The 25,965-nt window shown below is 69.6% G+C and carries 25 protein-coding genes and 1 tRNA gene; 20 read left to right on the top strand and 6 right to left on the bottom strand.

The features are described from left to right. Positions 1 to 112 precede the first annotated feature (112 nt). A tRNA-Gly gene (locus OG947_RS08545) sits at positions 113 to 186 on the bottom strand. 71 nt (positions 187 to 257) lie between these two features. Between OG947_RS08545 and dcd the strand changes: the two genes are divergently transcribed. From dcd to OG947_RS08525, 4 genes are all read left to right on the top strand, one after another. Further along, a complete protein-coding gene (dcd, locus tag OG947_RS08540) occupies positions 258 to 824 on the top strand; it encodes a dCTP deaminase (RefSeq protein ID WP_027506388.1) in 567 nt (188 codons plus the stop codon). Between the two features lie 98 nt (positions 825 to 922). Next, entirely contained in the window at positions 923 to 2,476 is a 1,554-nt protein-coding gene (locus tag OG947_RS08535; RefSeq protein WP_328813696.1) for an Hsp70 family protein, read from the top strand. Positions 2,477 to 2,540: 64 nt separating this feature from the next. Beyond that, on the top strand, positions 2,541 to 3,665 hold the full coding sequence (locus OG947_RS08530) for a hypothetical protein (protein WP_056443764.1): 1,125 nt from the start codon (positions 2,541 to 2,543) through the stop codon (positions 3,663 to 3,665). A gap of 113 nt (positions 3,666 to 3,778) precedes the next feature. After that, on the top strand, positions 3,779 to 4,723 hold the full coding sequence (locus OG947_RS08525; RefSeq protein ID WP_156380600.1) for an Hsp70 family protein: 945 nt from the start codon (positions 3,779 to 3,781) through the stop codon (positions 4,721 to 4,723). Positions 4,724 to 4,726: 3 nt separating this feature from the next. Here OG947_RS08525 and OG947_RS08520 read toward each other — a convergent pair whose 3' ends face one another. After that, a complete protein-coding gene (locus tag OG947_RS08520; RefSeq protein WP_051613502.1) occupies positions 4,727 to 5,170 on the bottom strand; it encodes an ATP-binding protein in 444 nt (147 codons plus the stop codon). 49 nt (positions 5,171 to 5,219) lie between these two features. Continuing rightward, entirely contained in the window at positions 5,220 to 5,750 is a 531-nt protein-coding gene (locus tag OG947_RS08515; RefSeq protein ID WP_328813695.1) for a DUF6328 family protein, read from the bottom strand. A 213-nt stretch (positions 5,751 to 5,963) separates the two neighbouring features. Here OG947_RS08515 and OG947_RS08510 point away from each other — a divergent pair, with 213 nt between their 5' ends. From OG947_RS08510 to OG947_RS08500, 3 genes are all read left to right on the top strand, one after another. Continuing rightward, on the top strand, positions 5,964 to 7,238 hold the full coding sequence (locus OG947_RS08510; protein WP_328813694.1) for an EAL domain-containing protein: 1,275 nt from the start codon (positions 5,964 to 5,966) through the stop codon (positions 7,236 to 7,238). A gap of 76 nt (positions 7,239 to 7,314) precedes the next feature. Then, a complete protein-coding gene (locus tag OG947_RS08505; RefSeq protein ID WP_328813693.1) occupies positions 7,315 to 7,962 on the top strand; it encodes a phosphate signaling complex PhoU family protein in 648 nt (215 codons plus the stop codon). A gap of 292 nt (positions 7,963 to 8,254) precedes the next feature. Beyond that, positions 8,255 to 9,658 carry a sugar transferase gene (locus OG947_RS08500; protein ID WP_037186361.1) on the top strand — a complete coding sequence of 468 codons (1,404 nt, stop codon included), beginning with the start codon at positions 8,255 to 8,257 and terminating at the stop codon, positions 9,656 to 9,658. Between the two features lie 9 nt (positions 9,659 to 9,667). Here OG947_RS08500 and OG947_RS08495 read toward each other — a convergent pair whose 3' ends face one another. Beyond that, a complete protein-coding gene (locus OG947_RS08495; RefSeq protein ID WP_328813692.1) occupies positions 9,668 to 9,937 on the bottom strand; it encodes an ANTAR domain-containing protein in 270 nt (89 codons plus the stop codon). 184 nt (positions 9,938 to 10,121) lie between these two features. Here OG947_RS08495 and OG947_RS08490 point away from each other — a divergent pair, with 184 nt between their 5' ends. From OG947_RS08490 to OG947_RS08475, 4 genes are read left to right on the top strand one after another with little or no spacing between them, the layout of a single operon-like run. Continuing rightward, positions 10,122 to 10,868: a GAF domain-containing protein gene (locus tag OG947_RS08490; protein WP_328813691.1), complete on the top strand. Its 747-nt coding sequence runs from the start codon at positions 10,122 to 10,124 to the stop codon at positions 10,866 to 10,868. After that, a complete protein-coding gene (locus OG947_RS08485) occupies positions 10,865 to 11,605 on the top strand; it encodes an ANTAR domain-containing protein (RefSeq protein WP_328813690.1) in 741 nt (246 codons plus the stop codon). The genes OG947_RS08490 and OG947_RS08485 overlap by 4 nt, the downstream gene beginning before the upstream one ends. A 41-nt stretch (positions 11,606 to 11,646) precedes the next feature. Further along, positions 11,647 to 13,017: a cytochrome P450 gene (locus OG947_RS08480; RefSeq protein ID WP_328810771.1), complete on the top strand. Its 1,371-nt coding sequence runs from the start codon at positions 11,647 to 11,649 to the stop codon at positions 13,015 to 13,017. A 23-nt stretch (positions 13,018 to 13,040) separates the two neighbouring features. Continuing rightward, positions 13,041 to 13,781, top strand: coding sequence for a hemerythrin domain-containing protein (locus tag OG947_RS08475; RefSeq protein ID WP_328810770.1), 741 nt, complete (start codon positions 13,041 to 13,043; stop codon positions 13,779 to 13,781). Here OG947_RS08475 and OG947_RS08470 read toward each other — a convergent pair. Further along, positions 13,765 to 14,589, bottom strand: a complete 825-nt coding sequence (locus OG947_RS08470; RefSeq protein WP_328813688.1) for a GAF and ANTAR domain-containing protein — start codon at positions 14,587 to 14,589, stop codon at positions 13,765 to 13,767. The two genes, OG947_RS08475 and OG947_RS08470, sit on opposite strands and share 17 nt — an antisense overlap. Before the next feature lie 226 nt (positions 14,590 to 14,815). Between OG947_RS08470 and OG947_RS08465 the strand changes: the two genes are divergently transcribed. After that, entirely contained in the window at positions 14,816 to 15,562 is a 747-nt protein-coding gene (locus OG947_RS08465; protein ID WP_328813687.1) for a GAF and ANTAR domain-containing protein, read from the top strand. On the opposite strand, the gene OG947_RS08460 is transcribed toward OG947_RS08465, so the two are convergent. After that, positions 15,547 to 16,275, bottom strand: coding sequence for a TetR/AcrR family transcriptional regulator (locus tag OG947_RS08460; RefSeq protein ID WP_231476411.1), 729 nt, complete (start codon positions 16,273 to 16,275; stop codon positions 15,547 to 15,549). The two genes, OG947_RS08465 and OG947_RS08460, sit on opposite strands and share 16 nt — an antisense overlap. 81 nt (positions 16,276 to 16,356) lie before the next feature. Between OG947_RS08460 and bluB the strand changes: the two genes are divergently transcribed. The 8 genes from bluB to atzF all read left to right on the top strand — a co-directional run bounded on the left by bluB (position 16,357) and on the right by atzF (position 25,957). Beyond that, the gene (gene bluB / locus OG947_RS08455) at positions 16,357 to 17,004 is read left to right on the top strand and encodes a 5,6-dimethylbenzimidazole synthase (RefSeq protein WP_328813685.1); all 648 of its coding nucleotides are present in this window, start codon (positions 16,357 to 16,359) and stop codon (positions 17,002 to 17,004) included. Between the two features lie 9 nt (positions 17,005 to 17,013). Next, on the top strand, positions 17,014 to 18,360 hold the full coding sequence (locus OG947_RS08450) for a putative nucleotidyltransferase substrate binding domain-containing protein (protein ID WP_328813684.1): 1,347 nt from the start codon (positions 17,014 to 17,016) through the stop codon (positions 18,358 to 18,360). After that, a complete protein-coding gene (locus OG947_RS08445; protein WP_328813682.1) occupies positions 18,357 to 19,181 on the top strand; it encodes a Fic family protein in 825 nt (274 codons plus the stop codon). The genes OG947_RS08450 and OG947_RS08445 overlap by 4 nt, the downstream gene beginning before the upstream one ends. A gap of 102 nt (positions 19,182 to 19,283) precedes the next feature. Then, positions 19,284 to 20,837 (top strand): amino acid permease, encoded by a 1,554-nt coding sequence (locus OG947_RS08440; protein ID WP_222638827.1) that lies wholly within the window; start codon positions 19,284 to 19,286, stop codon positions 20,835 to 20,837. Further along, positions 20,834 to 21,655 (top strand): urea amidolyase associated protein UAAP1, encoded by an 822-nt coding sequence (locus tag OG947_RS08435; RefSeq protein WP_328813681.1) that lies wholly within the window; start codon positions 20,834 to 20,836, stop codon positions 21,653 to 21,655. Before OG947_RS08440 ends, OG947_RS08435 begins: the two co-directional genes overlap by 4 nt. Beyond that, complete coding sequence (locus tag OG947_RS08430; RefSeq protein ID WP_222646717.1) at positions 21,652 to 22,296, top strand: urea amidolyase associated protein UAAP2; 645 nt, start codon at positions 21,652 to 21,654, stop codon at positions 22,294 to 22,296. Before OG947_RS08435 ends, OG947_RS08430 begins: the two co-directional genes overlap by 4 nt. Continuing rightward, positions 22,293 to 24,284 (top strand): 5-oxoprolinase/urea amidolyase family protein, encoded by a 1,992-nt coding sequence (locus tag OG947_RS08425; RefSeq protein WP_328813680.1) that lies wholly within the window; start codon positions 22,293 to 22,295, stop codon positions 24,282 to 24,284. The genes OG947_RS08430 and OG947_RS08425 overlap by 4 nt, the downstream gene beginning before the upstream one ends. Further along, a complete protein-coding gene (gene atzF, locus OG947_RS08420) occupies positions 24,281 to 25,957 on the top strand; it encodes an allophanate hydrolase (RefSeq protein ID WP_328813678.1) in 1,677 nt (558 codons plus the stop codon). Before OG947_RS08425 ends, atzF begins: the two co-directional genes overlap by 4 nt. The last annotated feature ends 8 nt before the right edge of the window (positions 25,958 to 25,965 follow it).

The following is a 25,965-nucleotide window of genomic DNA, read 5'->3' as shown; positions in this document are numbered from 1 at the left end:
GAACGACGCGTGTCGCTGGACACAGTGGGACGACCGCGAGTGTGAACTGTGGAATGTAGGCCCCGGATTCCGGGGTCCGGATTCCACCATTGCCCGGCGGCGAGGGGAGACGTGGAGCCGATGACGGGAATCGAACCCGCGTATTCAGCTTGGGAAGCTGATGTTCTGCCATTGAACTACATCGGCCGGTGGTGCTGCCCTGAAGATTAGCAGGGCGCCCGGGTGGCCTCGGCGGGCTCGGTCGATAGTCTCTGTGCGTGCTGCTCTCCGATCGCGACATCAAGGCCGAGGTGGATGCCGGAACGCTCGGCATCGAGCCGTTCGACGAGGCGATGGTGCAGCCGTCGAGTGTGGACGTGCGCCTGGACGGGCTGTTCCGGGTGTTCGACAACTCGCGCTACACCCACATCGACCCGAAGCTGCAGCAGGACGAGCTGACCACCTTGGTGGAGCCCGCCGAGGGGGAGCCGTTCGTTCTGCATCCGGGCGAGTTCGTGCTCGGGTCGACGCTCGAGCTGACGACCCTGCCGAACGATCTCGCGGGGCGACTGGAGGGCAAGTCGAGTCTGGGCCGGCTGGGACTTCTCACACACTCGACGGCGGGTTTCATCGATCCGGGCTTCAGCGGACACATCACGCTGGAGCTCTCGAATGTCGCCAATCTGCCCATCACGTTGTGGCCGGGCATGAAGATCGGGCAGCTCTGCTTGTTCCGTCTCTCCAGTCCGGCGATCAATCCTTACGGCAGCTCAGCGCTCGGATCGAAGTATCAGGGACAGCGCGGCCCGACCCCGTCGAAGGCTTATTTGAACTTTCTCCAGTAGACCTACGGTCGGTTTTACCCGTCGTATACGTTGCTATGCCCGGTTTGACGCTCTACTATCGGTCTGTCTGAAACTCCGACAGCCGATGGTGGTGATCCATGATGCGAACCGAGACGGAAACGTTCGGTGTCTCCATGAGCACCGGGTGCGTGCGCGGAGTCGTGATGGACCCGGAGGGCCGGGTCGTCGAGGTGCGCTCGCTCGCCACCGGATCCGACCATCCTCTGTCCGCGGCCGCTGCGGCAGCGTTCGAGATGGCCGCGGATCTGTGCGTGGGTCCGGACGCGCCGGTGATCGCCGTGGGGGGAGACCCCGAGAGCACCTACGGGCCCGGCGGAGTCCGACTCGTCGCCGAGTGCGACGCGTTGCTGGCCGCCGCACGGATGGAGGGCTGCGTCGACGCGGCTCGCACCCTCGCGATCGTCGACCTCGGTCGGGTCGGTACGCGCGTGCACGTCCTGGACACGCAGACCGGTGACCTGTACTCGAGCGTGGGCATCACGGAACTGTCCGGTGACGCGATCGACGCCGCGGTCGCCGATCACCTGTCCACCACCTTCGGTGCTGCCGAGAAGATGAGCCCCGCCGCCGTGCGCACCCTGGCCCGAGACAGTCTCGCGGCCAAGGAGATGTTGTCCGACGAGCGTGCGGTCGACCTGTCGGGGCCGTTCGTCACCGATTCGGTTCGCCTGCGCCGCACCGACTTCGAACTTCTCATCGACCAGCCCGCCGCGATGCTCGTCGACCTCGTGGACGACGCCGTGGCCCGGGGAGCCGACGCCGTGCTCCTGGTCGGCGGCGGTGCGCACATCCCGTCGGTGCGCCGCGACATCGCCGCTCGGGTCGCGGTCCCCGTCATCACGCCGCGCTGGCCGCAGTTCTTCGCGGCCATGGGCGCCGCACATCTCTCCACCGTCGTGCCCCCCGCCGTGGACGCCGTGCCGCTGCCCGTCGTCACCGCACCGCCGGCGGACGACGAGGTCACGGCCGCCTTCACCACGGTGGCGGAGCCGGCTCACACCCCAGCGGCGGAGCCGGTTCCCACCCCGGAACCCGAGGTGGCACCGGAGCCGGAGAACGCTCGACCACCGCTGCCCACGCCGCGCGTCGTCACCGGTGCGCCTCGACGCGCCCGCTCCACGCGGCGACGTCGGTCCCGTGCCGGTGTCGTGGTGGGAACCACGGCGCTCGTCGCCGCGGTCACCCTCGGCGCAGCCGCCGGTGCGTCGGGACGGTCGGAGACCGAGGCCGTGCAGGCGACGGATCGCGTCGTCGTCACGTCGTCCGTCGACGCCACGCCCACTGCCGCCACCGCGCCCAGCACTGCCCCGCGCGTCGACGCGGCGCCGGCCTCGCCCTCGGCGGCGTCGTCGAGCGCCACCGCCGCACCGGCGCCGTCCACGGAGTCGCCCGTCGCAGCACCGTCGAGCATCACCCCGTCGACCTCGATCTCCCAGCGCCCGACGCTCGCCCCGGCACCCTCCACCGCGGTACAGGACGAGCCGGAGGAGACGCCGGCGCCCACCACGGCACGGCGACCGAACTCGAACACCAGCACGACGACGACATCTGCGGCTCCGTCGCCGACGTCCACGACGACTCGGACGACCACGCCCACGGCAACCAGCGCGCAGGCCACCACGACGCCCTGACGTTGCCGGGCGGGACCGTACGAGACCACGCATCATCGAGAACGAACAGGCGGACGACGACGACATGCACATCGTGCTGGGAATCTCGGCGACGAGCGACGAGGTGACGGCGGCTCTCGTCGACGTCGAGCTGCCTCGGCTCGGTCCGGTCGACGAGCGCACCATCCCGATGCAGACCGGGTCGCCGGCCGAGGTGGCCGCGGCGGTCGCGACGTCCATCGGTGTCATGCGGCTCCGGGCTGCCCGCGCCGATCTGCTGCTCACCGGTGCCGCCGTCGTCCTCGAGTCGCCGCATCTGCGTGAGCCCGTCGAGTCCGCGCTGCGCGACGGTCACGTTCGCGACGTGGTCGTCGTCGACGCGGTGGACGTCGATCCGTCCCTCGAACCGGCGGTCGCCGTCGCGCTGTGGGCCGACCACGACGCCGGCGACGCGATCACCGGTCCGATCCCGGTGGTGCTGCCCGAGCCGGTCGACGCGTCCTCACGCGAGACGCGCCGGGGATTCGCCGTCGTGGGTGCGGGAGTCGCTGCCGCCGTCCTGGCCGGATCGTTCGCGGTCTGGGCCGTGACGGGACCGCGGGCTCCCGAGGCCGCCGGTGTCGCGGAACCCCTGTCCACGTCGGCCACCGACTCGGCCGAGGCGGGCACCGGTATCGCTCCCAATCCCGCAGCGCCCGCCGGATCGAGCCCCACGGCCGTGCCGGCACCCGTGCCCGGCGGCACCACGGCCGCGGACGCCCTCACCGGCATCCGCCCCGGTGTCACGCAGCAGAACGGAGCCGTGTCGGTGCCCGCCGCACCCGGTGCCGCGACCACGCGACCGGGAACCTCGTCGGCGGCGCCGTCCAGCGGCGGATCGACGAGCGGCGGATCGACGAGCGGTGGTTCGACGAGCGGTGGTTCGACGAGCGGTGGTTCGACGAGTGGAGGCTCGACCAGCGGTGGGTCGACCAGCGGTGGGTCGACCAGCGGAGGCTCCGCCGGTGGCGGCGGATCGACCAGCGGCGGCGGAACCGGCACGGGTGGTACCGACCCCGGCACCGGTACGGGCGGTGGTTCCGGCGGCGGCGAGACACCCGGATCGACGGGAGGCTCGTCGTCCGAGCCGCCGACGGATTCCGAGCCGCCTAGCCAGCCGTCCGAGCCCGACCCGACGCCGGACACGTCCGGTACCGCGTCGGTCGAGTGACGCCCCGGCTCCTAGTGAAACCAACCAAACTTTGCCAATAGCCACTGAGAACCGACCTTTTCCCTGTTCGAGCGCCTAGGCTTCGTCGCGGAACACCAGGAACGGGGCGGGTCATGCGAGCAGTGGTAGGAATTTCCCTCGGAGCGTCGGCGATACGAGCCGCGGTGATGGATCCCATGGGCCGTGCGTTGCTCGGTACCGAGTCCGTCACGGTGGCACGCGGTCGTGATCGACTGGAAGCCGCTGTCGACGTGGTGGATTCGGTCTGTGCGCGCCACGGCGCCGATCGTGAGACCGCCGTGCTGGTGGTTCCGGACGAGCCCCGGTCACGCGTGGGAACCATCTCCCTGTCCGTGCACACCGGCGGATGTGTCCGTCTCGCTTCGGAACTCGGCGCCCAGCTGATGTATCTGAGAATGCGCGGCCTGGTCGAGTCGGGATCCACGATCGCCGTCGTCGACATGGGGAAGAGCGGTACGTCGGTGTCCGTCGTCGACGTGGCCACGGGCTTCGTCAAGGATGCGACGTGGACCGACCGCTACCGGGGCAGCGCCTTCGCGGACAGTGTCCGCGAGCACCTCCTGGCTGCCTACGGCACAGCGGAACCGCTGTCGCCGAACGACTCTCAGCTACTGACCGAGGGCGTCGAGTGGGCGATGGAGATGATCGCCCTGCACCGCGTCGTGCGCGTCGGCGGACCGTTCGTCGGGGGCACCGTGAACGTCTGGCGGACCACGGTGGACCGGCTGATGCTGGACTACGTCACCGAGGCTGCCGACTGGGTGAGCGATGTGGTGCGCCGGGGTGCGCATCGTGTCGACGCCGTGGTGCTGGCCGGCGGACCGGCGAACCTCCCTCTGCTGCGCGGTGTGTTCGCGCGCGAGTGGGGCTCCGCTCTGGTGATGCCGCAGGATCCGCAGTCCATCGCCGCGACGGGGGCTGCCCTCCTCGCCGCACGGCGGTCGGAGTCTCCGTTCAGCGCGCCGCTGCCGGTGGTACCGACGCGGTCGGAACCGGTGCCCGCGGTGACGACGCAGTCGCGGCACGCACTGGTCTGACCGTCAGGCCGCGTTCCACCGCATCCGGACGGTCGTGCCGTCCTCCGAGGAATCCACCGACGCCTCGTGCGCGAGCGCATGAATGAGGGGAAGCCCTCGACCTCGGCGCGGATCGTTGCCGTTGTCTACCCAGGATCCCCGATCGGTCACGTCGATGGTCACCTCGCCGGCCCGCGGAGTACGCACCTCGAGTCCGACGGTGCGCACCACGGTGTCCGCGGAGCGCTCGTAGGCGTGCTCGACGCTGTTGGCCAGTGCCTCGTACGTGGCCAGGGTGATGTCCTGGCACAGGTCCTCGTCGAGGCCTCGGTCGCGCAGCCATGCGAGCACCGTCGTACGCACACCGGTCAGCGCCCGCGGCTCGGCGGGGATGTCCTGCAGGATCAGATCGCGGGTCGCGTCACCACGGTCGGTGACCGGCATGTCGTCGGCGACGTCGGTGATCATGGAAGCCCTGTACCCACTGCGCGCAGATTTAGCACATCCATGGTCGAGATCACTCGGTCGAATCGGACCGATCGTTCACCGGACCCAGCCGGCGGCGCAGCGACACGGGCAGTACGAGGCAGACCGAGACGAACAGGGTGGCCGCCACTGCGCACGCGATGATGCCCGCGGTGGGACCCACCACCAGGTCGAAGATGAGCAGCGGTACGCCGGACATCGCGATGCCCAGCAGGACGAAGCCGGCGAGAGCGAACCGGTTCGCGTGGTCGACGAGCTGACGCAGTGCCCGTCGACGGAACAGGATCCTGTGTAGAGCCACCGGCGCGACCAGAAGGATGGTGGCGGTGACCGATGCTCCGAGCGTCACGAGGTACACGGCCTGCTCGTACGTCTCGAGTTCCGGGAACCGGGCCTGGAACGGGAGGGTGAGCAGGAAGCCGGTGAGCAACTGGATACCGGTCTGCACCACGCGCAGCTCCTGCAGAAGGTTCGACCAGTTGCGATCGAGGCGCTCGGTCTCGGTCTCGTGCCGCTCGCGTGCGTTCCAGTCCGACCCGGCCAGGGGCCCGTCCGCTGTCATTCGGTGATACTACGGCGGAACCTCCGATACCCGGCGTCGTGCCCGTTTGACGGCTTGTACGATGACTCGGCTGTGGAATGGACGAAACCTTTTCCCGCCCGTGACCGATACGGGGCTGGAACAGGTACGAATCACTGACGATCCGGGGGGTCACGGTGTCGGGACACGCCACGTCGGAACCATCCGACGGTGGCCTCGTAGAACGGACACGTCATGCAGAGGAGCGCACTCCGGCGCCAGAGTGAGTCGGCGCGGCACTATGTCGACTTCACGGCCACGGACTCCACGCTGCAGACCCTCACAGCTCTCGCGGCGACCACGCTGGGATTCTCCGCCGCGCAGCTCAACATCCTCGACGAGGACGTGCAGTACACCCGTGCTCAGCACGGGGGACCGTTCCCGCACACACTGCCGCGCTCCGTCACCGCCTGTCAGCACGTCGTCGCGTCCGCGGGGCCCGTCGCGGTCTCGAACTCCGGCCTCGACCGGTTCTCGAACGATCCGGTCCGCGCGGCCACCGCTCAGGCTCTGCACGCTCTGTCGCTCGGGTCCTACGTCGCGGTACCGCTCCGTGGACGCGAAGGGCTGATCATCGGCACCCTCTGCGTGCTGGACACCGTGCCGCACCCCGCGAACGAGTACACGGTCACCACTCTCACCGAGTTCGGTCGGGTGGTCGAGACCCATCTCGAGGCGCTGCGTGGTCACGGGCGCTCGAAGACCGCCGGGTGCGTTCGCGCTGTCGCGGCCGCGATCGAGCGGGGCGAGATCACCCCCTGGTATCAGCCGATCGTGGACGTGTCGTCCGGCGCCGTCACCGCGGTCGAGGCTCTCGCCCGCTGGACGCGTCCGGGCGACGGCACCACTGCGCCGTCGATGGTGAGTCCTGCGGACTTCCTGCCCACCATCGAGGGCAGCGACCTCGAGATCGACGTCGACCACGCGGTCCTCGTCCGCGCGCTCGTCGACTTCGAGCGGTGGATGGTCGACGCTCCCGAGATGGACCTGCACGTCAACCTGTCCGCGCGGCATCTCGCGGCCCCGGACGCGGTGCGCCACCTGATCGAGATCGTCGCCGCGTCCGCGGTGCCGGCGGCGCGCGTGGTCTTCGAACTGACCGAGACCGTGTCGCATGCTCGCCCGGCACGGGCACACGAGTTCGTCAGCGCCCTGCAGGCCGTCGGGTTCCGGGTGCTGCTCGACGACATCGGCATCGGCTTCTCGTCCCTCGAACGCCTCGTCGATTTCCCGGTCGACGGATTCAAGATCGACGCGGGCATCGCGCGCACGCTCGGTACCGCCGCGGGCGACTCGTTGGTCCGTGCACTGGCCGGATTCGCGGTCGACACCGGCCGTGCCCTGGTCGTGGAGGGAATCGAAAGCGACCACCAGGTCGCGGCCGCCCGCCATACTGGGTGCACTCGCGTCCAAGGATTTCTCTACTCTCGTGCGGTGCCCGCGCGCGATGTTCGCTCTCTGCTCGATTAGGGGGCGCTCTCGTGGGTACCCCCCATCGTCGCGTCCTCCGGGACGCGTCGGCGGGACGGCCAGGATCGGGGACATCATGCGCAACGCGTACACAGCTCAACTCGAGGGACTGAACGACGATCTGTGCGCTCTCGCGCAGGCGGCGGAGACCGCCATGCGCGACGCCAGCATCGCTCTACTGGACGGCGACCTGCGGGCTGCGGAGTCCGTCATCGCCCGCGGCGAGGCACTCGGAGAACTCGGTGCCCGCTGCGAGGATCAGGCTGTCACCGTACTGGCGCTGCAGGCACCCGTCGCGGCGGATCTCCGGCGAGTGTTCTCGGCCGTGCGCATCAGCAGTGACCTCTCACGGATGGTCGGCCTCGCGGTGCACATCGCCGAAGCCGCGCGCCGTCGCTTTCCCGAGCCGATCGTTCCCGATCATCTGATGCCGCAGTTTCGTGAGATGAGCGAATTGTGTCTCGACATGTCCGGTCGAATAGTCGACGCACTGCGTACGAGTGATCTCGGGCGTATCGATTGTCTGAGTTCACAGAACGATCGGGTCGATTCTCTGAAGACAACGGTCGTGGACACCGTGTCGGCGGACGATCACGGGCACGACGTGATGAATGCCGTGGACATCGCACTGCTGGGACGGTATTTCGAGCGCTACGCCGACCAGATCATCGATGTCGCGTCGCGGATCGTCTTCTTCGTGAGCGGCCGCAAAGAAATGGCCTGAGGGTCCTCTGAAATCGTGTCGTTCGAACACGCTAAATCTGTGTGAACTCACCGTGTGATTCACCGCACTGTGGTTGTCTGAGCGAGCCTTGCGGGAAGGCAATAAGCTACCGACTGCCCTGGTACACGTATCAGCGGTCGAGTCCCAGGCGGATCCAGTCGAACGGAACGAGGTACACGTGTCTGCTCCCAGCCCGGCGGAGAGCGAGTCGGCCGAGCGCCGCGACGTCGCACTGCCGCGGGCTCGGCGATCGCGGAGGGCGACCTCGCGACGCGACTGGGAGCGCGCGTACATGGACCGGCTCCGGGTGACCGACGTGCTCGTCGTCGTCGCCGCCGTCGCCTGCGCACAGGTGGTGCGCTTCGGTCGGCCGGATCTCGAGGTACCGCGCGCGGCGTTCAACTACACGTTGGTCTCGGTCACCCTCGCGCTGACGTGGATCGCATTCCTCGCGATCTTCCGCACCCGCTCGCCGCGTGTGCTCGGCGGGGGAGCCGAGGAGTACAGGCGTCTGTTGTCCGCCACCTTCCGCCTCTTCGGGCTCGTGGCCATCATCTCGTTGCTCTTCCGCTTCGAACTGGCGCGTGGCTACCTGGCCATCGCACTGCCGGTCGGGCTGATCGGGCTCCTGGTCTCGCGGTGGCTCTTCCGCAAGCACGTGGCTCGCGGACGTCGTCGCGGCGACTATCAGACGTCGGTCGTCATCGTCGGCAGTCACAGCTCGGCCCTCTCCATGGCGCGGTCGTTCAACCGCGACGGGAGTGCCGGATACGCCGTGGTCGGGGTGTGCCTGCCGCGCACCCAGTCGGTCACCGAGGATCAGCTGTCCGTCGACGGTCTCGAGATTCCCGTCCTCGGCAACGAGAACGACGTGCTCGATGCCATCGAGGCCACGGGCGCGGACACCGTCGCCGTCACCGCGACGGACCACATCGGCCACGAGGGCATCCGCCGCATGGTGTGGGATCTCGAGAAGAAGAACGTCGATCTGGTCGTGGCTCCCGGCGTCGTCGACGTCGCCGGCCCGCGCCTGCACATGCGGCCGGTCGCCGGCCTCCCGCTCATCCACGTGGAGAAGCCGCAGTACAACGGTGCGAGCCGCTTCGGGAAGACGGCGTTCGACATGGTGTTCGCCGTGGTCGCCCTCGTCGCCGTGGCCCCGCTGTTCCTCCTCGCCGCCCTTCTCGTCAAGGCCACCAGCAAGGGTCCGGTGTTCTACCGATCCGAGCGCATGGGCCTCGACGGCACACCGTTCCAGATGATCAAGTTCCGCTCGATGGTGCAGGACGCGGACGCTCGGGTGTCGGAGTTGTTGGCGCTCAACGACAGCGAGGGCGGCGTCCTGTTCAAGATGCGCGAGGATCCGCGTGTCACCAAGGTCGGCCGCGTGATGCGGCGGCTGAGCATCGACGAGCTGCCGCAGTTCTTCAACGTGCTGCGCCGCGAGATGTCGATCGTGGGCCCGCGGCCGCCGCTGCGCCGCGAGGTGGAGACCTACGACGGCGACGTGCGCCGCCGGCTGCTGGTCAAACCCGGTCTGACGGGCCTGTGGCAGGTGAGTGGCCGCTCCGACCTGTCCTGGGAGGAATCGGTGCGCCTCGACCTGAGCTACGTCGAGAACTGGTCCATGACAGGTGATCTGCTCATCGTGCTGAAGACCCTCAAGGCCGTCGTCGGCAGCGACGGCGCGTACTGAGTCGACCGCTCATCGGATGGTCGCGAGCACCTCGGCGGCGATCTCGGGCATCGTGGCGGACAGCGACGACGCCGTCGACGCCAGTCGCGCGACCGCGGCAGGTGCCTCGCATCCGTGCCGCACCATCAGTGCACCCACGGCGAGATCGATCGCGGCGCGCGCATCGAGGGACAGCCGGATGCGCTCGGTGACCACGGCCCCGAGTCGCTCGAGCAGTACGAGTTCGTCTGCGGCCGCGCGGATGCGTTCGTGCAACGACTGCTCCGGGTCGCTCGTCATGGGTCTCCGTGTTCTCGGTCGTTCGCCTGTTCGCCCGTTCACGAGTGCAACGGTGCGGGAAAACTCTACGCCGGTCGCCCGCGCGGTCCAGACTTGTCGCTACGGTTGACTCGCGGCACACGGGGCATTCCTCGGGTCGCGGACAACGGTGTGGACGTCGATCGACGAGGAGTGAGTGCAGGTCATGACGACGCGATCGGGTGGTGACGACGACGCGCACGCACCGTTGTCCATCACCGACATCGCCGATCTGTGCCGCAGTGTCGTGCAGTTGGTCGAGGTGGACGGCGCCGCCATCACCGTCATGAGCGGCACCACGCGCGAGTTGGTCTACGCCACCGACGCGGTGTCGCAGTACCTCGACGAACTGCAGTTCACCACCGGTCAGGGTCCCTGCGTCGACGCGTTCCACCGTGGCCGGACCGTGTTCGTCGCCGACCTCGACAACGAGGCGGAGGAGCACTGGCCCGGATTCGCCGCCGACGCCTCGGACGGGGGCGCGGCCGCTCTGTTCGCCTTCCCGCTGCGCGGCGGCAACACCGTGTTCGGCGTGCTCGAGCTGTATCGCGCATCCGTCGGTGAACTCAGCGACGAGTTCGCCGCTGTCGCCCAGCTGACCGCGGACGCGGCAGCCATCAGCCTGCTGGAAGCCTTCGCGCCCGGCCTCGGCGCGGGACAGTCGCTCGGCGACGCCTCGGACGACTCGCCGCTGGGCGACCATCGCACCCGGCCCTACGTCAATCTGGCCGTCGGCATGATCACGGTGCAGATGCGGGTGTCGCCGACCGAGGCGCTCGCCCGGCTGCGCGCCGCGGCGTACTCGGCCCGACGCCCCGTCGACGACATCGCCCGCGAGGTGGTCGAGCGCAAGGTGCGCTTCTCCACCGACGACACCGCGTCGGACTCGACGACGAAAGGACAGCCGTCGTGACTTTCCCGCCCACTTTCGATCCGCCCGGTACCGGGCGGATCGGTGATACCGACGTGCCGTCGCCCGTCGTCGTCCTCGCCGAGCTGACGGGCCATCTGGCCGCCGGGGTCGACGCCCCCTATCTGCTCCACCTCCTCGCCACCCGCACCCGCGAGGCCCTGCGGGCCGCCGCGGTGTCGGTGGTGTTCGACGGGTCCGGGTCGGTCGACCTCGACCTGGTCGCTGCGGCCTCGACCGGGTTGCTCGACCGATCGCTGTCCGTGGGCGGACCGGTGGCGATGTGCGTGCGCACCGGCGCGGCCGTGCTGCTCGACGATCTGGAGAACGCTCCGGGGCGCTGGCAGGACCACGCCCGCGCGGCGCGTGCGGCCGGCATCGGCGGTATGCGTGCCTACCCGGCTCGGATCGCGAACCGGGTCATCGGCGCCGTCGTGGTCCACACGTCGGGGCCGTGGCGGGCACCGGGTCACGCGGCGGCGTTCGTCCAGGCCGTCGCGGATCTGGCGGCCTTGGCCGTCAGCGTCGACACCGAGGGCGACGTGCGCCTGTCGGTCGAGGCGACGCGTCGACAGCAGGTCCTCGAGGACGCCGCCGTGATCGATCAGGCCATCGGTGTGCTCGCCGAGACCCACGGTCTCGACATCGGCCCCGCGACCGACCTGCTCGTCACCGACGCCCGCCGCTCACGGACCTCGCTCGCAGATCGGGCGCGTGCGGTGATCGATGCCCTGAGCTGACCGGCTCGTTTCACGGCCCCCTGCCGGGGTACCGCAGGTCCATGACCGACACTTCGACCGACGACCGCCCCGCCGTCGCGCCGGCCGTCACCGGCCCACGGGCTCTCGCCTACGCGGCGCGGCTGATGGGACCCTCGATCACCTCGGGGGTGATCCTTCGTCGTCCGGCGGCCATGGCGCTGGCCGAGAAGGTCGACGCCGATGCGGCCACGCTGGCCGCGATGCGGGAGCTGCGACTCCGGTACGGCTCCGCGCCCGTGCAGTTGGCTCTGCCCGGTCGCACCATCGCCGTCGTGCTCGACCCTGCCGATGTCCGGCGCATCCTCGTCGACTCCCCGGAGGACTTCACGGCGGCGAACCGGGAGAAGATCGGCGCGCTGGGACCGTTCCAGCCGCACGGGGTGCTCATCTCCCGTGGCCGGCTGCGCGACGAGCGTCGTGCGTTCAACGAGCAGGTCCTGGACACCCCTCAGCCGCTGCACCACCTCGCGTCGGCGTTCGTGGCCGTGGTGGACGAGGAGGTCGACACTCTGCTGTCCGGTCCCGGTGCGGGAGCGCCGCGCCCGGTGTCGGCGGACGAGTTCCTGCAGCTGTGGTGGCGGGTGGTGCGCCGGGTCGTGCTGGGTGCGTCCGCGCGCGACGACGAGACGGTGACCGACCGTCTGCGCTCCCTGCGCGGGAACGGTAACTGGTCGTACTTCGTACCGCAGCGACGCCGTGCGCGGGATCGCTTCATCGACGACCTGTACTCGTATGTCGATGCGGCGGAGCCGAACTCGCTCGCCGCCGTCGTCGCGCACAGTCGGGTGGGCGGTGCGGTGGACCCGGTGGGTCAGATGCCGCAATGGCTCTTCGCGTTCGACGCGGCCGGTATGGCGACGCTGCGGGCGCTCGCGCTGCTGGCCTCGCATCCCGACCACGAGCGGCGGGCCGTCGAGGAGGCGAGCGCGGGTGACGTCGGCCGTCCGCAAGCACTGCCGTTCCTGCGGGCGTGCATCCTGGAGTCGATTCGTCTGTGGCCGACGACGCCGGCGATCCTGCGGGACTCGACCGTCGACACGGAGTGGACCGGTGATTCGAGCACTCGAATCGTGCGAGCCGGCACGGCGTTCGCCATTCTGGCGTCCGGGTTCCACCGGGACGCGGACGCGCTGCCCTTCGCCGATCGGTTCGCGCCCGACATCTGGCTCGACGGCACCGCGGAGCAGTACCCGCAGCTGGTGCCGTTCAGTGCCGGGCCGGTGGTGTGTCCCGGTCAGAATCTCGTGTTGTTCACCGCGTCGTCGATGCTGGCGTCGATTCTCGCTCGGTCGGGGGTGGCTCTCACGAACCCTGCGCTCGCACCGTCGCGACCACTTCCCCCGACTCTGAACACCTACGGCGTCGAGCTGTCTCTCGAGCCCCGAACCTGAGTCCCCGACCTGAAGGATCTGCTGTGACAGAACAACTTCCGTCCATCGCCACGGCTTCCGTCGCCGAGCTCGGCGGCCGCACCAGCGTGTTGACCCGGCAACGCGACGACCACATCGAGCTCGACCAGTTGCTCCACGAGCTCGGCGAGACGCCGGCCGCAGATCGTGCCGACGTGCTGAACCGCATCTGTCGGCTCGTCTTCCCGCACGCGTTCGCCGAGGAGTCGGTGCTGTGGCCCGCGATCCGGAAGTGGGTGCCGGACGGCGAGTCGCTGACCCTCGAGATCGAGCGCGAGCATCAGGAGATCAACGAGCTGTTCTCCACGCTCGAGGAGAAGGGCGACGGCACCGACGAGGGGAGCGCGCTGCTCGATCGCATCGTCGTCCTGTTGCGTGAGGACGTGCGCGACGAGGAGGACCGGCTGTTCCCGATGCTGCGCCGCGCGATGAACGACGCGCAGCTCCGTCGGCTCGGCCTGGCGTGGACCGCGGTGCGGCGCACGGCCCCGACGAGGCCGCATCCGGTGGTGGCCCGCCGCCCACCGGGCAACGTCGTCGCCGCGCTGCCGCTCACGGTGCTCGACCGGTCGCGGGACGCACTGGACGTGGTGTCGAGGCGGGTGACCACGCCGTCGGCGGTGCAGTTGCTGCAGCGCACCAGCGGACTGCTCGCGACGGTGGCGGGTGCGGTGGAACACGTGCCGCCGCTGACCCGAGGCGAAGACCCGTCGACGCGGTCGGGGCGCACTACTCGGCCGGAGTGACCCGGCCCGTCGGCACGCGTGTGTGCGCTGTCATCAGCAGCTTGCCGAGTTCGGTGGACAGGGCGTCCGGTGCATCGCCGAGCGAGCCGATGTCGCGGACCAGTTGCTCGGCGAGAGTCCGCACCTTGATGTTCGTGGTCTGCGAGCGCCAGAGCAGCAGGTCGAAGGCCTTGTCGGCCGACACGTTGAGTCCCAGCATCAGGGCGCCCTTGGCCTGTTCGATCGCGGCGCGGGACTCCATCGCGGCGGCATAGGTCTCGACCTGTCTCGCGGCGTGCTCGGAGTTCTCCGCTCCGGTCAGGGCCGACTGGGCGGCCTGCACGAACACCCGCATCGCCGACTCGTCGACGGAATCGAACCGGTGGCCGGTGTGGCTGTAGAGATTGAGGGCGCCGATGTGGGCACCACCCGCGGTGACGGGCGCGGACAGGAAACTCGCGACGTCGAGGTGATCGATCGCCTTCGCGAACACGGGCCAGCGCTGGGACACGTCGTCGAGATCGGCACGCACCACCTCGTGGGTCAACGCCGACTCGATGCACGGTCCCTGCTCGCTGCGGTACTGGGCCTGGTCCACCTCGAGGACGAACGTCTCTGTGCTCGCGGCGGTCTGCGGCCTGCCGCGGCGGAACACCGTGACGCCCGCTGCGTCGGCGTCGGGAATCGCCGTCACGACGCGCGCGCAGATCGTGTCGAGCGCGCCGTCGGCCGTGTGGGAGACGGCGAGCGCACTGTCCAGGTCTGTCAGGGCCTCCGCCAACAGGGCCAACGCCCGTCGTTCGTCCGTGGTGTCCGCGCTGTCGGTCATTACCGCATCTCCCGCCTTCGCCGACTCATCACTCGACGACCCGTACGCGGAGTGCGAGACCACCGTACCGCTGTCGGGCTGTCCGGTTATAGTTGCGCGGAAGGCGATACCCCGCCCGGCGTCCAGCAGTAGGCGTCGGCACTGGTGGGTGTCGCCTTTTGTCGTCCGGTCTGCGATGACCGAGTGACGACGGATGATGAGAGAACCGAAGGGATCAGCACCACACATGAGCAACGACGGTCGGCCGCCGAGCTCCGAGCACCTCGATCTGGTGCGCACTCTGGCCGAGCTGGCGCGCGAGTTCGCCGGGTCGCGCCAGGTCCGGACGATCGACGAGGTTCTCGATCACGTCCTCGCGGTGTCGGTCGATCTGATCGACGCCGCGGATCACGCGTCGGTGCGGCTGGCGGCCGAGGTATCGGGGCCTGCGGAGCCCAGCCGCACGAGCAGCGACATCGCGGCCGCACTCGACCGGGTGCAGAGGCGACCGGGGGACGGACCGACCGTCGATCTCCTGCATCGGTCCTCCCAGGCGGGCGTGGACCTCGCTGCCGTCGTCGCCGGTCCGGTGCATCGTTGGCCCGGTCTGGCGGAGGTGGCCGACGCCGTCGGTGTCCGCGCGCTGGCCGCCGTACCGCTCGCGATGCACGAGCGCACGCTGGGAGTGCTCACGCTCTACTCGTCGTCGACCGCGGCGTTCGACGAGGACAGCCTGACCGTGGCGACGGCGATCGCGGCGCACGCCGCCATCGCGGTGCAGAGTCTGCAGAAGGAAGCGCAGTTCCGGTCCGGTCTCGCGTCCCGCGACATCATCGGTCAGGCCAAGGGCATGCTGATGGAGCGGTTCGAGGTGGATTCGGTCCAGGCGTTCGAGATGCTCTCGAAGTTGTCGCAGAACAACAACCGACCGCTGCACAAGCTTGCCGCGGACATCGTCGAGGCCGGAGCCAAGCTACGCTACCCGTCCACCTGAGGCAGGGTCGCGGCGAGTCGGTCGAGCAGCGCCTCGAGCGCTTTCTCGAACTCGGGCAGGCCGAGATCGCGCGCCAGCTCCGCCTTCATCCGCACCACGGTGGGGAACTCCGTCGGGTCGATGTCGTCTCCGGGCTGAGCGGTGGCGCGGGGATCGTCGGGATCGTTGGGGTCCGTCGGACCGATCGAGACTCCCTGCGCCGAGACCTCGAGCAACAGCTGTCCGAGCAGGAAACTCGTGTACGAGCGGTAGGCGGCGGCCGCGGCCGCGTCGTCGAATCCCCATTCCTTCAGGCTGGAGAGGAAGTTCTCGAGCCACCGCACGCTGCGGAGTGGGGGCCGCACCCACGGCGCGCTGTTCGGCCGGGTCGCGATGAGCGGGAACACCTCGGGATGTTCGAGCGCCATCCGGCGCACGCCGTGCGCCAGCCGCTGCAGGTAGTCCTGCCAGCTCGAGGCGCCCTTCATCAGCACCTGCGGGTCGCTGCCCAGATCGTCGATGACCTGGTCGACGATGCCGTCGAGCAGTTCTTCCTTGCCACCGAAGTAGTGGTAGAGCGCCATCGCCTCGACGCCGAGACGCCCGCCGAGTCGGCGCATCGTCAGATCGCGAGCGCCGTTGTCGTCGATGAAGGCGATGCCCGCGCGCAGGATGACGGTGCGGGTGAGCTGACCCCTACCGGGCGGTGGCGTGGTGCCGGGTGTCGAACCCACGATGAATCGACCCCCCGTTGTCTCGAGACTCGGACGCACCGAGTGGTGTCGACACTAGGCGTGTTCTGGCACGGTCACCACATGAGCACCGAGCACCTGTCCGTCCACGACGCCATCGCCGCACGTCGGGACGTCCGTAGCGAATTCAGCGGTGAGGTGGTCGACGACGCCGTCCTCACCCGTCTTCTCGCCGCCGCCCACCGCGCACCCAGTGTCGGGAACACCCAGCCGTGGGACTTCGTGGTCGTCCGACACCCCGAGACGCTGGGGCGATTCGCCGCGCACGTGGCGCAGTGCCGCGCCGACTTCGCGGCATCGCTGCCCGCCGACCGCGCCGAGACCTTCGAGCCGATCCGCGTCGAGGGGATCGAGACCAGTGGCACCGGCGTCGTCGTGACGTACGACGACTCCCGCGGTGGTGAGCACGTCCTGGGCCGGGCCACGGTGCGGGACACGGGCCTGCTCTCCGTGGCCCTCGCCATCGAGAACCTGTGGCTCGCAGCGGTGTCCGAGGGTGTCGGCGTCGGGTGGGTGTCGTTCTACGACGAGGCGGTGCTGCGGGACATCATCGGCCTGACCGGCGACGACGCCGTGCGTCCCGTCGCGTGGCTGTGCGTCGGTCCGGTGACGCAGTTCCAGGAGGTTCCGGACCTCGAGAGGTTCGGGTGGCGTCCGCGTCGGCCCCTGTCCGACGCCGTGCACCGGGAACAGTGGGGCCGTCGGGGTTAACGTGGCCGGGTGACCTCCTCGCGTCGGCGTTCCCCGGTGAGCGCGCTGACGCGTCGCGGTGTCCCGATCGGTCGAGCCGACATCACCGTCGCGGAGGCAGCCGACGCGATGACCCGGGCGAGGTCGAGCACCCTCGTCGTGCAGTGTCCGGGCTCGGCGTGGGGAGTGGTGACCGACGGCGACCTGCGCCGACGCGTGATCGCCGCGGGCCTGAGCACCGCGGCACCGGTGTCGGCCGTCGCGTCCGTTCCTGCCGTCACTGTCGACGCCGAGGTGCCCGTCGCGGAGGCGGCCGCCCTCGCGCTCGCTGCGGGTGTCCGCCGACTGGTGGTGCTGGACGCGAGTGGGGGCGTGCTCGGCATCGCCCTCGAACAGGACCTGCTCTCGCCGGCGCTGCGTGCGGGCACAGCGCTGCGCACCGCGGTGGAGCGCTCGGCGAGTGTCGACGATCTGGTCGAGGCGTGCGGGCGGCTTGCCTCGGTGACGTTGTCGCTGAACGATTCCCGCGTCCCGTCGGCCGACGTGACGGCAGTGCGATCGTCCGTGGTGACGGCCACCGTGCGCCGGGCCGCCGAACTGCTGGGCGACGACGCGTCCACCTGGCTGGTCTCCGGAAGCGTCGCTCGACGCGAATCGGTCCCGTCGTCCGATGTCGAGACGGCGCGGGTGGGCGGCCCGTCCCCGATGGGGTCGGACGTGCACGCCGTACTCGAACGCTGCGGTCTCGCAGCCGATCCCCATCACGCGAGTGCCGCGTCGCCGCGCTTCGTGCGGACGGTCGACGAGTGGTCCGACGCGGTGGCGGGCTGGGTGGCCGATCCGTACGAGGACACCGGTGTGGTGATGCTCTCGCTCGCGCTCGATGCGCGTCCGGTGGTGCCGGGCGGATGGACACCGGCGGAGCCCGCGCGCGCCGCGCTGGCCGACGCCGCTCACTCGCGACTGCTGATGTTGCGTGAGGCGACGACGATCAAGGCGCGGGTGACGCTGCGGGACAAGCTCTTCCGTCGTGCGGACACGATGGACGTGAAGGCGGGGATCCTGACTCCCATCGTGGACATCGCGCGCTGGGCCGGTGTCTCCGCCGGGCACGACGCCGTGGGCACGCCGGCTCGGCTCGAGCACGGTGCTCGCGCGCAGGTGCTGTCCGAGGACGACGCCGCGGTGCTCGCGGAATCGTTCGACGTCGTCCAGCGCATCCGGCTGCGGCACCAGTGCGAGGCACTGCGCGACGGCCGCCCCGTCGACGACCTGGTGCGCCCGTCGGACCTCACGCCCCTCGACCGGAGCCTGCTCGACGCGGCTGCGCGGGAAGTGGCGGGCGTGCAACGGGCCTCGGCGTACCTGGCTCGATGAGGCCGTCCGAGGAACATCCCGACACGTTCGCCGGGCTCACCCCGGATCAGTGTCACGCCGTCGATCAGGCCGTCGCCGCCGAACGACTCGAGGGATGGCGTCCCACGCCCGCGGACCTCGCACTCCTCGTCGCCGAGTGTCGCGGCGAGACGGTGCTGCCGTCGGTGCGCGAGGGGCTCGTCGGCGACGGACCGAAGCGTGAATCACGCTGGGCGGCACTGCGTCCGCGGCACACCCCGTACCTGCTGCCCGGGTCGACGACGCTGCGCAACGTGCTGGGCATCGTCGACGCGGCCGCGTTGCACCGCGCGGAGAGCATCCTCACCGCACTCCGTCTGGTCCGCTGTCACACCGGGCGGGCCGACCTCGGGGGCGCCGTCGGTGTGCACCGCCTGCTGAGCGTGCACCGCTACGTCTTCCAAGACTTCTACGTGTGGGCAGGCGACGTGCGCACCGTGGAACTGTCGAAGAACGGCACCGCGTTCGCGAGGTGCTCCGTCGTGTGGGACGGCCTCATGGGCGTGCACGAGACCATCCTGAGCGCCGACTGGGCGGCCGCCGACCGGGGGGAGCTCGCGTACCTCCTGAGCCGCACCTACGCCGACCTCAATCAGGTGCATCCCTTCCGTGAGGGCAACGGACGGGCCGCGACCATGCTGCTGCATCTGCTCGTCGCGCCGACCGGGTTCCGGCTGGATCTGACCGACGTCGAGCGGCGGGACTGGATCGCCGCATCGCAGGACTCGGCACCGTTCCGCCAGGCCGGCGCACCGTCCGCACGCCCCTTCCTTCCCTTCTTCCTGCGCGCCCTGAGCTCGTAACGCACTCGCAACATCTCGATACATCACGGACACCACCGCGGCCGCTGCGTCCGATTAACTATCACTCGACAGATACACCCCTCCCGTCGATGGAGAACACCCATGAGCCAGGCCGTGCTCCCACCCCCGTCGGACCGTCACGCGGACGGCGACTCCGACGATCTCCTCGAGTTCGGGTACGAACAACAGCTGCATCGCAAGCTGGGGAAGTTCGCGTCCTTCGCGGCGGGCTTCTCGTTCGTCTCGATCCTGACGACGATCTTCCAGCTGTTCGGCCTGGGCTTCAGCTTCGCCGGCCCGGCGTTCTTCTGGGCGTGGCCGGTGGTGTTCGTCGGCCAGTTCATGGTGGCGCTGTGCTTCGCCGAACTGGCCGCGCGCTACCCCATCTCCGGGGCCATCTACCAGTGGTCACGCCGCGTCGGCGGTGAGATCACCGGCTGGTTCGCCGGGTGGTTCATGATCATCGCGCAGATCGTGACGGCCTCCGCCGCCGCCATCGCACTGCAGGTGGTGCTGCCGAACGTCTGGAGCGGCTTCCAGATCGTCGGCACCGACACCGCACTGACCTCGTCGGACGGCGCCACCAACGCCGTCGTGCTGGGCACCGCGCTGCTGGTGATCACCACGACCATCAACTCCATCGGTGTCAACGCCATGGCGCGCATCAACTCGATCGGCGTGACGTGCGAGATCGTCGGTGTCATCGCGGTGATCGGCGTGTTCTTCACTCATGCTCAGCGCGGACCGGACGTCGTGTTCGACACCGGCGGCGTGCCCGTCGATTCCGGCTACATCGGGGCGTGGATCGTCTCGGGACTCATGGCCGCCTACGTCATGGTGGGATTCGGCTCCGCCGGCGAACTGGCCGAAGAGACGAAGAATCCCCGTCGGGTCGCACCGCGCACCATCCGTCTCGCGCTGTCCGTCTCCGCGCTGGGCGGCGGGCTCATGATCATCGGTGCGCTCATGGCGGCACCCAGCCTCACCGACGGTGAACTCGCGACGCAGGGCCTGCCGTACGTGCTGAACTCCGTGCTCTCGTCCCCGTGGGGCACCGTGCTCCTGATCGACGTGGCCATCGCGATCCTCATCTGCACGTTGGCCATTCAGACCGCCGCGTCCCGGCTCATGTTCTCGATGGCCCGCGACGGCCGGCTCCCCGCGTCCCGTGTTCTCGGATCGGTCAACAAGACCACGGGCACGCCCATCGCCCCGGCCGTCGTCATCGGACTGGGCTGCGTCCTGGTGCTCGTGGTCAACGTCGGCAACTCGGCGATCTTCTCCACCCTCGCCAGCGTGTGCATCGTGCTCATCTACCTCGCCTACATGATGGTCACCGTGCCGCTGCTCCTCCAGCGGCTGAAGGGCTGGCCCCACAACACCACCGGCGCACCGAAGGTCGACTCCGAGGGCAAGCCGCTGTTCACCCTCGGCCGACTCGGCCTGCCCGTCAACCTTCTCGCCGTCGTCTACGGCGCTGCCATGGTGGTCAACCTGTCCTGGCCGCGCCCCGAGATCTACGACCCCTCCGGCGATTTCCCGCTGCTGCGCTGGGCCGCGCCCCTCACCGTGCTGGCCGTCGTCGCCGTCGGTGCGCTGTGCTTCCCGCGCGGCAAGGCCCACCCCAACCCCGTCACCACAGGAGTGTCCGCATGACCGCCACCACCACAGCCGCCCGCGAGCACGCCCGGTCGCAGGCTCGGGAGATCACCGACTCGATGCCGGTGGTCCCACCCTCCCTGTGGCCGCACGAGGTTCCCGGAACCGATGCCGCGTCGCTCGTCTGGGCCGAGACCGTTCCCGGCGGGCGGTACACGACGAAGGTGCTCCAGCGCGGAACCCGAGTCCGGTTGCGCGACATCGACGGAGCGGCCTGCGCGCACGTCCTGCTGCACCGTGCCGACGCACCGTGGGAACGCCTCAACACCGCCGACACCGTCAAGGTGCCGTGGCAGGCGTACATGGGGGTGGGTCATCCGCTGCTGTCCGACCAGGGGCGGGTGCTCGCCACTGTGCTGGCCGACTCGTCCGGACACCACGACGCACTGTGCGGTACGACGACGCTGCTCTCCAACACCGCGAAGTACGGTGACGGCAGCGCGTACTCGGCGTCGCCCGCGGGCCGCGAGTTGCTGATCCTGGCCGCCCTGAAGAACGGCCTCGGTCCCCGCGACGTGCCGCCGACACTCAGCTTCTTCCACGGCGTCACCGTCGATCCCGACGGGGCCCTCCGCAGCACGGGTTCCGCGGGTGCCGGCCGCGAGGTCGACCTGATCCTGCACCTGCCGGTGATCGTGAGCATCGCCAACACGGCGCACCCGATCGATCCGTCGCCCACCTTCGACACCACGTCGCTCCAGGTGCTGGCCTGGCCGTCGCCGCAGGATCTCGACGCGCTGCCGAACACCGATCCCGAATACCTCCGTGCCGTCGCCAACACGGAGGACACGTACGCAGCAGGAGGCTCGAAATGACCGCAGCAGTACAGGAACTGGCCCTCGTCTCCGGCGAGGTGGTGCTCGACGAGGTCGCGCCTGCCCGCGGCCCGTGGTCCGCCGTCGTGCGCGCCGGCGACGTCCTCACCATCCTCGACCTGGAGGGCAACCAGGCCGTCGACACCCTGGTCTACGGCGCCGACGATCACACCGTCCGCTACAGCGCACCGGCCACCATGGTGGGTCAGGGCAACGTCTACCTCACCACGGGAACTGTTCTGCGCGACAGCGAGTCCCGGCCGATGATGACCATCGTCGCCGACGAGGTGGGCAATCACGACACGATCGGCGGTGCGTGCTCGCAGGAATCGAACACGCTGCGCTACGGCCACCACACCAAGCACCAGCACGCGTGTGTCGAGAACTTCGTGCTCGAGGGGTCGCGGTGGGGTCTGGGCAAGCGCGACATCGTCTCCAACATCAACTTCTTCATGAACGTCCCGGTCGACGCGGACGGCAGTCTGGGCATCGTCGACGGACTGTCCGCGCCGGGCAAGCGGATCGCGCTGCGCGCGGAGATCGACTCGCTGGTCCTGATCTCGAACTGCCCGCAGATCAACAACCCGTGCAACGGTTTCGACCCGACACCGGTTCGTCTGATCGTGACGCGGCCCGCATGAGCATCCGCGTCGAGCGCCCCGGCATGCTCACCACCATTCAGGACTGGCCCGGCCGGGTGGGGTACTGGAAGGTGGGAGTACCCCCGTCGGGGCCGATGGACGACCTGTCGCTGCGGTTGGCCAACGTCGCCGTCGGCAACCCGGAGGGAGCGCCGGCGCTCGAGACCACGATGAGCGGTCCCGCACTGCGTTTCGACGACGAGACCGTCGTGTGCGTCACCGGTGCGGACGCACCCGTCACAGTGAACGGCGAACCCGCCGAGCGCTGGACGCCGATCACGGTGCCCGCGGGCGGGGTGCTGGACGTGGGTGCGGTGTCCGGGGCCGGTCTGCGGATGTACATCGCGATCCGCGGCAGCGTCCTGGCCGAGGAGTACCTCGGCAGTGCGTCGACCTTCACACTCGGGACGTTCGGCGGGCTCGACGGCCGTGTGCTGCAGGCGGGCGACGACCTCGCCCCGGCGGATCGCGCCATCGGCACGCCCGCCCCCGTGCCGATGGAACACGTTCCGGCGCTGACGCACTCGTGGCAGCTCGCCGTCACGGAGGGGCCGCACGGAGCACCCGAGTTCTTCACCCGCACCGACATGGACACCATTCTCGGCACCGACTACGAGGTGCACTTCAACTCCGATCGCACCGGCGTGCGGCTGGTCGGACCCCGCCCGGACTGGGCGCGCACCGACGGGGGAGAGGCGGGTCTGCACCCGTCGAACATCCACGACAACGCGTATTCGGTCGGCGCGCTGGACTTCACGGGCGACACCCCCATCCTGCTCGGTCCCGACGGCCCGAGCCTGGGCGGTTTCGTGTGCCCGGTGACGGTGGTCGCGGCCGATCGCTGGAAGCTCGGTCAGCTGCGCCCCGGCGACACGGTGTGCTTCGTCGCGCTCGAGGCCGCCGCGGCCGCCTCGAAGAACACGCTGGGCGTCGGCCGGCGCGCGAGCCTGCCCGTGGTGTTCTCGCGCGGCGGCGACGGGGACGACGGTGTCATCGCGCGCCGCGACGGTGCCACGCCGGTCACCTATCGACGCTCCGGTGACGACAACATCCTGGTCGAGTACGGCGAGATGTCCCTCGACCTCGCGCTGCGGGCCCGTGCGCACGCCCTGCACGAGGCCGTCGAGGCCATCGCTCCCGCCGGGTTGGTCGATCTGACGCCCGGTATCCGGTCGTTGCAGGTGAAGGTCGACCCCGATGTGCTGCCGACTGCGAAACTCCTCGATCTGCTGTTCGAGGCCGAGGACGCGCTGCCGGACACCTCCGAGCTCACGGTGCCCAGTCGGCAGGTGCGGCTGCCGCTCTCGTGGGACGACCCGTCCACGCGCGAGGCGATCCAGCGCTACATGCACGGCGTACGCTCCGACGCGCCGTGGTGCCCGTGGAACATCGAGTTCATCCGCCGGATGAACGGGCTCGAGTCCGTCGACGACGTGTACGACACGGTCTTCGACGCCGAGTACATGGTGCTGGGCCTGGGCGACGTGTACCTCGGTGCGCCGGTGGCGACTCCGCTGGATCCACGGCATCGCCTCGTCACGACGAAGTACAACCCGGCGCGGACGTGGACACCGGAGAACGCCGTGGGGATCGGCGGCGCGTATCTGTGCATCTACGGCATGGAGGGACCCGGCGGCTACCAGTTCGTCGGTCGCACCACGCAGGTCTGGAACCACCGACACCCCTCCGCAGTCAAGGGTTTCGAAGAGGGCACGCCCTGGCTGCTGCGCTTCTTCGACCGCATCTCCTGGTACCCCGTCAGCACCGAGGAGCTCGCCGACATGCGCGCCGATCTCGCGGCCGGGCGCGGAGCGGGTGTCGAGATCACCGACGGCACCTTCTCTCTGGCCGACCACGACGAGTTCCTGGCCGAGAACGACAGCTCCATCGCCGAGTTCCGCAAGAAGCAGGCCGAGGCGTTCGGCATAGAGCGCGATGCCTGGTCCGCGGCCGGCGAGTTCGCCCTCACCACAGCACAGGGAGCATGATGACGACCGCCACCGATCGAGTGTTGCTCGCGTACAAGCGTATTGCCGAGGTCGACCGCCCCGAGGTGTGGATCACGCTGCGCGACGAGGCGGACGTCCTCGCGGAGGCCGCCGGTCTGGACGAGAGCCTGCCGCTGTACGGGACCGTGCTCGCGGTCAAGGACAACATCGACGTCGCGGGTCTCCCGACGACGGCGGCGTGCCCCGAGTTCTCGCGTACCCCGGACGTCGATGCGACCGTGGTCGCGCGACTCCGCGCCGCCGGCGCTCTGGTGCTGGGCAAGACCAATCTCGACCAGTTCGCCACCGGACTCGTGGGAACGCGCAGCCCGTACGGCGCGGTGCGGCACGCGCACGACCCCGAGAAGATCTCCGGCGGGTCGAGTTCCGGCTCCGCGACCGCGGTCGCGCTGGGCATCGTGGACATCGCCCTCGGAACGGACACGGCAGGGTCGGGCCGAGTTCCTGCGGCCTTCGCGTCCCTGGTGGGCATCAAGCCGACGCTGGGACTGGTGCCGAACACCGGCGTCGTCCCGGCGTGCGTGGACTACGACGCCGTGACGGTCTTCGCCGCCGACATCACCACGGCCACAGCAGCCATGGCGATCATGATCGGTGCGGACTCGGCAGATCCGCGGAGTCGTGCGTGGCCCGCGACGGTGCCGTTGTCGGCCCCGCCGCGCCCCCGTGTCGCCGTTCCACGCACCGAGGATCTCCGCGCGCTGTGCCCCGAGTACGCGGAGGCGTTCGAGCGCACGGTGTCGGGACTGGACGCTGTGGGGATCGACCACGAGATCGTCGACATCTCCGTGCTGCTGGACGCCGCCGTGTTGTTGTACGACGGGGCGATCGTGGCGCAGCGCTACGCGGCGGTCGGCGAGTTCCTGTCGACATCGCCCGAGCACGCCGACCCGACCGTCTCCCGCATCGTGCTGGGCGCGAAGGATCCGGCAGCGCACGCGTACGTCGACGACCTCTCGACGCTGCTGGCGGCCAAGGCGCACGCGGCGTCGATTCTCGACGGGCTCGACGGCCTGGTGCTGCCGACGACCACCGAGCACCCCACCATCGCTGCGGTACAGGCGGATCCGCTCGGCATCAATCGCAGGCTCGGCACGTTCACCAACTTCTGCAACCTTCTCGACATGGCGGCGGTCGCGGTGCCGGGTGCGCGCACGACGGCGGGTGATCCCTTCGGCGTCATGGTCGTGGGCCCCGCGTTCACCGATCAGGTACTGCTCGACATCGGCGCCGCGGTGGCGGATCAGGACACGGCGGTACTCGTGGAGGACGGCGTGGACGTGCTCGTCGTCGGCGCGCACCTGCGAGGGTTCCCGCTGAACGGTCAGCTGGTCGAGCGTGGTGCGCGGTTCGTCGGTGAGGTGAGCACTTCCGCCGACTACCGCCTGGTCGATCTGGGCACCACACCGCCCAAGCCCGGATTGGTGCGCGGCGGCAGCGCCTCCATCGCGGGCGAGCTGTACCGGATGGCCCCGGCGCACCTCGGCACGTTCCTGGCCGGGCTGCCCGCACCGATGGGCCTGGGATCGGTGACGCTGTCCGACGGTCGGGAGGTGGTCGGTTTCATGTGCGCCGCCGATGCGGCGGAGGCGGGCACCGACATCACCGAGTTCGGCGGCTGGCGGGCCTACACCGCGAATAGTGGAGTCTGAACCCCGGA

Origin of the sequence: Rhodococcus sp. NBC_00297, from assembly GCF_036173065.1 — a bacterium.
GTDB lineage: Bacteria > Actinomycetota > Actinomycetes > Mycobacteriales > Mycobacteriaceae > Rhodococcoides.
This window is presented reverse-complemented; position numbering and strand designations above follow the sequence as displayed.